Here is a 6,440-nt window from a genome sequence, read left to right on the forward strand (position 1 = left end):
GGGTTCCTTCGTTCCCCTCTAGCACCTCCGAGGTCCAGAAAATTATTAACAAAACAACTGCATTAAAAATAATTGAAGTGTTTTGTTAAATTGATATTTAAAAAATTGTAGGATGGTTAAAGTGGATGAGTCCAGTTACTGAGTGGTGAAATGGCTAATAGTCCTGTCCACTTGCCATGAAAAATGGACTTGTTTGTATATCTTTCGCAGTATTCGAATTTCTCGACTGCAAGTATGGTTCTTAAATGAAATTTGAAATTTTCCTATTGCTTCTGTTACAGCTATGTTCTTCATACCCCTGGTTCAAGGAAATCTTCTATTCTAAAGGAATCAACAAGAGCATATATGGTGCTGATGGCATTAAGGTCAATACCTGTAACTTTTACAATTTGATTGATTCTATAAGTTACTGAATTTCTGTGTAAAAATAAGGATTCTGATGTAGTTTTAAGGTTTTTATTTGAATTAAGAAAGGTTTTTAAAGTTATATAAAGTTCAGTTTTATTAGACTTATCGTATTCCTTTAACATCTGTAGTGCAGGATGGCAATAATTTTGAAGAGATATTTTACTCGTATAATGAAATAAAAGATCATAAAAAGAGTAATCAGTATAATCCAGAACTTTATTGGTTATTCCAAAGTTTTGAGCCTGCTTAATTGATGCAATAGCCTGAGTAAAGTACTTTTTGAAGTCAAGAATATTCCTAAATGTCCAACTAAGTCCTATATTGAGATTTTCGGTAGAAACCAACTCAGACAGCTTTTCTCGTTGTTTCGAAGAAACTGATGGCACTAATATACCGATATAGTTCTTATATTGCACAGGATATCCTTTTGGGAAAATTTTCCTCAGCTTCACTCCAACAGTTTGCTTTAGATATCTATTTTCAACACGCCTTATAAATCTTGCAACAACAATCGTCATTTCCTTTGGGAATTCTGCTTTTGACATAGTCAAAAGATCAAAGGTATCCGAAAGCTCATCTCCACTAAGAAGATGATACAGAATATTGCTATAGAAGGATTTGTATATTTCATCACCCGATCCGCTGTTTAATGTATCAAATAAAATTCTTCCGATTTGAGGGAGCTGTTTAAAATGAGAAGGATTGATGGGCGAGTGATGAGCAATCATTATCAGGGCGCCGATAATGTGACCTTTCTGAGATATACGGGCTACTAGCTTTGGCTGTTTATCTCCTTTTAAAGTTATAATTCTTGACTCTTTTCCACTTTTACTCCACTCCTGCATATCCTTATTAGAACGAACTTTTTTTATAAATTCATTGGAATAATCACCATGTTCTATGTTATCTGCCCATAGAGGATCCATAATATCAAAAACCGTGGAATGTGCTATTACCTTCATATTTGAGTCTCCAAGTATCAGTGCATTTCCAATAAGCGAAGCTGCAGTGTTAATAATGGAAAGAATATTCTTTCCTTGGAGCGATGCTTGTGTAATTTTAAACAAAGCTGCCTCAGACTTCAGGTCTTCATATAGTAAATCTTTAGCTACTTGATACACTCTCTGAGTGTCCTTTGGGTCTATTATTCCCCAGTAACTTCCCTCAGGTAACATGTCTTCAAGTGAGATATTATTAATAGTCAGTAGCATTATGCTGCGATTAGGAAGAACTTCCACTTGGGCTAAATTCCCAATGTAAAGGGTATGATCATTCCATGAAACAGGATTACTATCTAAAAAAACAACATCTAATATTGTTAAATAATTGACAGTGCAAGAGAATGAAATATCATATTTGCTCTGTATTAGCTTAATCATTTCTGAAAAATACATAAAACTCCTCCTCTAAAAATATGTATAAACCATATAGTACCTATGTTATCACTTATAAATAAAAAACTCAAAGATTATATTTAAAAAATAGAAAATTAAAAATAGTGCAAGATAAACAAAAATGATTGCATTTCATTGGTTAGTATAACCGTATTCATATAATAATTACTTTGATATGATAGTTGTATAAGAATAACAGGTAAAAGTACAATTTTAACCTGATAAAGGGAGGAGTAGGAGATATGATAACATCTTTTAATGTGTTTGTTCCATCAATTATGGGTAGTGGAGCATCATTGCAAACAGGTATCAAGGTAAGGAATTTGGGCTGTAAGAAAGTTTTAGTAGTATATGACAAAGGGCTTAAGGAGGTGGGAATTGCTGATACCATAGTAGAAAACATCCAGAATGCAGGTGTGGAGACAGTCATTTTTGATAAAGTTCTTCCTGACCCACCAGACACAATAATTGAGGAGGCAGCTGAAATTGCCATTTTGGAGAGAGTAGATGGCATAGTTGCCGTTGGTGGTGGTAGCTCCATGGATACAGCAAAAGGAATCAATGTACTGATAAATAATCCCCCTCCAATAATGCAGTATTTTGGAGTTCAAATAAATCTCAATAGTGGATTGCCTATGGTATTTATTCCTACAACAAGTGGAACTGGAAGTGAGGTAACCAATATGTGTGTTATATCCTGTACCTCTAGAGGCAACAAGGACAGTGTTATTAGTCAAGTTTGCGTTGGAACTCTTGCAATAATTGACCCTGATTTAACATTAGGTCTTCCTCCTAAAATGACAGCTGCAACAGGGGTTGATGCCCTGGCACATGCAGTTGAGTCCATGACTGGAGGGAACTCAAACCCATTGTCAGATGCATTGGCAATGCAAGCTATACGAGCAATAGTAAAATGGCTTCCAGTGGCATACAAGGATGGATTAAATCTTGAAGCAAGAGAGCATATGATTCTTGCTTCAATGTATGCAGGGATGGCATTTACCAATGGTCTTGTACATTTGGGACACTCAATAGGGCATACTCTGGGAGCTCACTTTCATATACCCCATGGACTGGCCTGCGCTGCTGCATTGCCTGAAGTTATAGAATATACTGCAAGGACCGAATTTAAGAAGGTTGAAATGATATGTGAATGTCTTGGAGTTCACGTCCCAGAGGAGGCTACAACTGAGGAAATAGGAAGCATGGCGAGAATTTCTCTAAGAAGTTTTCTTAAGTTAGTGGGAATACCCAATATGAAAGAATTAGGATTGCAATTGGAAGATGTTATGAAGGTAGCTCCACTGATAACAGCAGATGGAGGATTCGCTCTGATTCCATACAGAATTACAAATGAAAAAGTTGCATCAATGTTGAAATTTGCTTACGACGCGTAAAATAAAAGAAAAAATAATAAAGATATGGAGGCGAAGATTATGTGGTCAAAATTAACTGTAGATATGAAAAATAATACCGTAACTAAGGGAGATATGGATCAGGATTTAAATGAACTTGGTGGCCGGGCATTAATAGCCCAATATATGATAAAAAATGTTCCTCCTCAGTGCGATCCATTGGGGAGCGAAAATAGACTTGTATTTTGTACAACATTATTTGCTGGAACAAAGCTTACAACAGCCCATCGTATGTCAGTTGGAGGAAAAAGCCCATTAACAGGTGGAATCAAGGAGAGTAACGTTGGTGGTCTTGCGGCTTACCAGATGGCAGGCCAAGGAATTAAAATGATAGAAGTCCTTAATATGGATGAAAATAAAGGTTTGTGGATATTGCATATTGATGCGAAGGGTGTAGCGACACTTAAAGTTGCATCTCGGTATAAAGGGGTAAACAACTATGAGTTTGTTGATAAAATCAAGACTGAGTATGGAGATGATGTAGCTACAATATCTATTGGTAGCGCAGGAGAAAGACTATACAAAAACGCATCTATACAAGTTACCGAGTTTAAATCAGGACATCCAAGTAGAGCTGCAGCAAGAGGTGGAATTGGCGCTATAATGGGAAGTAAGGGCCTAAAGGCAATTGTGATAGAAAATCCCGAAGAAAAATTTAAACTTCAATATGCAGATGAAAAAAAGTTCAATGAAATTTGCTTGAAGCTTAATAAAATGGTAGCATCTGGAGCTAAGGATGACCCATTTAGTACTATAGGTACTATTTCATCAATAGAAGTTACAGGTGCAAATGGAGTTCTTCCAACGGATAACTTCTCAGGAAAGTTTTTCCCGGAATACAAAGAAGTTGGCGCAAATAAGTTTATGTCTAATCTTGCTAGTAGAGGTGGACGAAATAAGCTTGCATGTCAACCAGGGTGCGTTGTGAGATGCTCTAATAGTTATAATGATGAAAAGGGAGATTACTTAACTTCAGGGTTTGAATATGAAACAATTGCTATGTTTGGTCCAAATTGCCACATATCTGATTTGGATGCAATTGCAAAAATGGACAGACTTTGTGACGACATGGGTGTTGATACAATAGAAACTGCAAATGCAATTGCAATGTGTATGGAGACTGGGAAAATCAAGTGGGGAGATTCGGAGGCTGTTATTGGACTACTAAATGAACTTAAGGAAGGTACAGAATTTGGAAATCTCATTGGACAAGGCTGCGAAGCTGTAGGTATACATCTAGGAAGCAAAAGAATTCCAGTTGTTAAACATCAGTCCATGCCAGGATATGATCCGCGAAACACAAAAGGTACAGGCATAACTTATGCTACAAGTCCTATGGGAGCTGACCATACTTGTGGCATTACAATGGGCAGAGCCTTTGATGATACTGGAAGAACAGCCCAAGCTTATGTTTCTAATAAATTACAGGTTGCCATGTGCTTTGCAGATAGCATGATGTGTTTATTCGCTTTTGCACAAATTATGCCAGGTTTGCCACTTTTAGGGGAACTTATGGCTGCCCTTTATGGAGGAGACTCAAGCTTTAAAAGGGTTAGTACAATGGGAGTTAAAACATTGCTAACAGAAAGAACATACAATAAAATGGCAGGAATGACGGCAAAAGATGATAGACTTCCTGAATTTTTCTATAAAGAACGTTCCGTTGCTACAGGCTCAAAATTTGATATCAATGATGTAGAACTTGAAGTCATGTTTGATTTTTGATGATAAAAGTAAATAATAAGGAATTTGAATTTCAGGAGGGTATGACAGTAGCAGAAGCACTTAAGTTGGCAGGAAAAGGAATAGATCAAATGAGTATAGTGGTGGTTGATGGACAGGTCCTATTTAATTGGGACTTGAACATAACAATTGTTACTGATAATAAAAAAATTTCTGTAATCCGGATGATTTCGGGAGGGTAGCATTAATTAAAATCACTTAATTTGGAGGTAATAAAATGGTGAAAAAAGGTATATCAAAACACAAATTGATAAGTGGCTTAATTGTATCAACATGGTTGTGTGTAACACTGTTTCTACTCGGAATTTTTGGGATTCACAATGGATGGCCAGCATTTTTAGCTCTAATGTTTTTCATAATGGCTGGTGCAAAAAATGATAGTCTTAAGCCAATCTTCATAGGTGGATTGACAGGCTTACTTATGGCGAAGGTTCTAATCTTCGGTGTTGAAAACTTAGTACCAATGGGAATTGGAGTGCAATCTGCGATTTATATCATGGTATTTATTACTGTATTCTTGTTGATTGTATTGGAGGATTTAAACAGTATTATATTTAACAGTTATGCTTTCGGATATTTCACAATAGCCCTTATTCCATCAAAACAAGCTACTGTTGAGTGGGTGTTTACCTTATATTTAGGGGGCGCATTTTTTATAGGTGGAGTTATCATATTATCTAGATATGTTGGTAAATTGCGGTCAAACAAGGCGGTGAAGATTGAAAATAAAGCCTAATACAATAGAGCAACAGATTTCTAATTTCAGACCTGGATAAGTACACAACAGGCCAATGCTTAAATGTCTGTGACGGTTCAAGATTTAATGATAGTGTTAACTAATCTATGAAAAACAAGATTAAAAATTTTAGGATTTAAATTGTACCTTGAAAAGTGAAAATATACCTTAAAGAAATGAAATATTAGTTTTATCTTCATCAAAACCTTGTAATTTTTTTTGGTAAATAAAAAAAAGTCAGCAAAAATATACCCGGCAGAGTTCCTTTTTTACGGAACTCTGCCGGGTAAGAAAATTCAAACTATATTAAAAGGTAAATTCACTTATACAACCTGTTTTTCTATTATAAGTTGCTGTAAAAGTTCGATTAACTTTTGCCATTTTGCTGGCATAGTAGAAATATTTTCAAGTTCAGAGGTTGAGTTCAATGGTCCCCAATAAGCGTAGCTATGTGGGCGGAGAAAGTTGTAATATGCTACAAACAATGCCAAGTGCATGTTGGAACTTTCTTCACTACCAAAGCCATTTGTAACCCTATAGGAAAATTTAAATGTTCTGTTAGAAACCAATAAACAGATTCGCTCCACTACATCCATTTATTGGAACGGGGTCCATGGCTATCAACCTAATAATTGAATAATATTCCAGTGGAGTTTAAACAATATTAGTGTACAAATTGGGATTATTAATTAATAATAATTTCGAGTTATACGTGTGTTAACAACTCTACCACAAACTTGTTTA

General features: G+C 35.7%; 6 protein-coding genes. 4 read left to right on the top strand and 2 right to left on the bottom strand.

Annotated elements, in window-relative coordinates:
* Window positions 1-290: 290 nt before the first annotated feature.
* The gene (locus tag JJE11_RS12305; protein ID WP_291636024.1) at window positions 291-1,802 is read right to left on the bottom strand and encodes a helix-turn-helix domain-containing protein; all 1,512 of its coding nucleotides are present in this window, start codon (window positions 1,800-1,802) and stop codon (window positions 291-293) included.
* A gap of 242 nt (window positions 1,803-2,044) precedes the next feature.
* On the opposite strand from JJE11_RS12305, the gene JJE11_RS12310 reads away from it, so the two are divergent.
* From JJE11_RS12310 to JJE11_RS12325, 4 genes are read left to right on the top strand one after another with little or no spacing between them, the layout of a single operon-like run.
* Entirely contained in the window at window positions 2,045-3,199 is a 1,155-nt protein-coding gene (locus JJE11_RS12310; RefSeq protein ID WP_291636026.1) for an iron-containing alcohol dehydrogenase, read from the top strand.
* A 39-nt stretch (window positions 3,200-3,238) separates the two neighbouring features.
* The gene (locus JJE11_RS12315) at window positions 3,239-4,942 is read left to right on the top strand and encodes an aldehyde ferredoxin oxidoreductase C-terminal domain-containing protein (RefSeq protein WP_291636028.1); all 1,704 of its coding nucleotides are present in this window, start codon (window positions 3,239-3,241) and stop codon (window positions 4,940-4,942) included.
* Entirely contained in the window at window positions 4,942-5,142 is a 201-nt protein-coding gene (locus tag JJE11_RS12320; protein WP_291636030.1) for a MoaD/ThiS family protein, read from the top strand. Before JJE11_RS12315 ends, JJE11_RS12320 begins: the two co-directional genes overlap by 1 nt.
* A 35-nt stretch (window positions 5,143-5,177) precedes the next feature.
* On the top strand, window positions 5,178-5,696 hold the full coding sequence (locus tag JJE11_RS12325) for a DUF1097 family protein (RefSeq protein ID WP_291636033.1): 519 nt from the start codon (window positions 5,178-5,180) through the stop codon (window positions 5,694-5,696).
* A 323-nt stretch (window positions 5,697-6,019) separates the two neighbouring features.
* Here the strand turns inward: JJE11_RS12325 and JJE11_RS12330 are convergent, their stop codons facing one another.
* The gene (locus JJE11_RS12330) at window positions 6,020-6,292 is read right to left on the bottom strand and encodes a hypothetical protein (protein WP_291636035.1); all 273 of its coding nucleotides are present in this window, start codon (window positions 6,290-6,292) and stop codon (window positions 6,020-6,022) included.
* Window positions 6,293-6,440 lie beyond the last annotated feature (148 nt).

This window comes from Clostridium sp., from assembly GCF_016650095.1.
GTDB lineage: Bacteria > Bacillota > Clostridia > Clostridiales > Clostridiaceae > Clostridium_AD.

Excerpts from the sequence above, each read along its gene's own strand:
- JJE11_RS12305 (WP_291636024.1), bottom strand. The coding sequence starts at position 1,802 with ATGTATTTTTCAGAAATGATTAAGCTAATACAGAGCAAATATGATATT.
- JJE11_RS12310 (WP_291636026.1), top strand. The coding sequence starts at position 2,045 with ATGATAACATCTTTTAATGTGTTTGTTCCATCAATTATGGGTAGTGGA.
- JJE11_RS12315 (WP_291636028.1), top strand. The coding sequence starts at position 3,239 with ATGTGGTCAAAATTAACTGTAGATATGAAAAATAATACCGTAACTAAG.
- JJE11_RS12320 (WP_291636030.1), top strand. The coding sequence starts at position 4,942 with ATGATAAAAGTAAATAATAAGGAATTTGAATTTCAGGAGGGTATGACA.
- JJE11_RS12325 (WP_291636033.1), top strand. The coding sequence starts at position 5,178 with ATGGTGAAAAAAGGTATATCAAAACACAAATTGATAAGTGGCTTAATT.
- JJE11_RS12330 (WP_291636035.1), bottom strand. The coding sequence starts at position 6,292 with ATGGATGTAGTGGAGCGAATCTGTTTATTGGTTTCTAACAGAACATTT.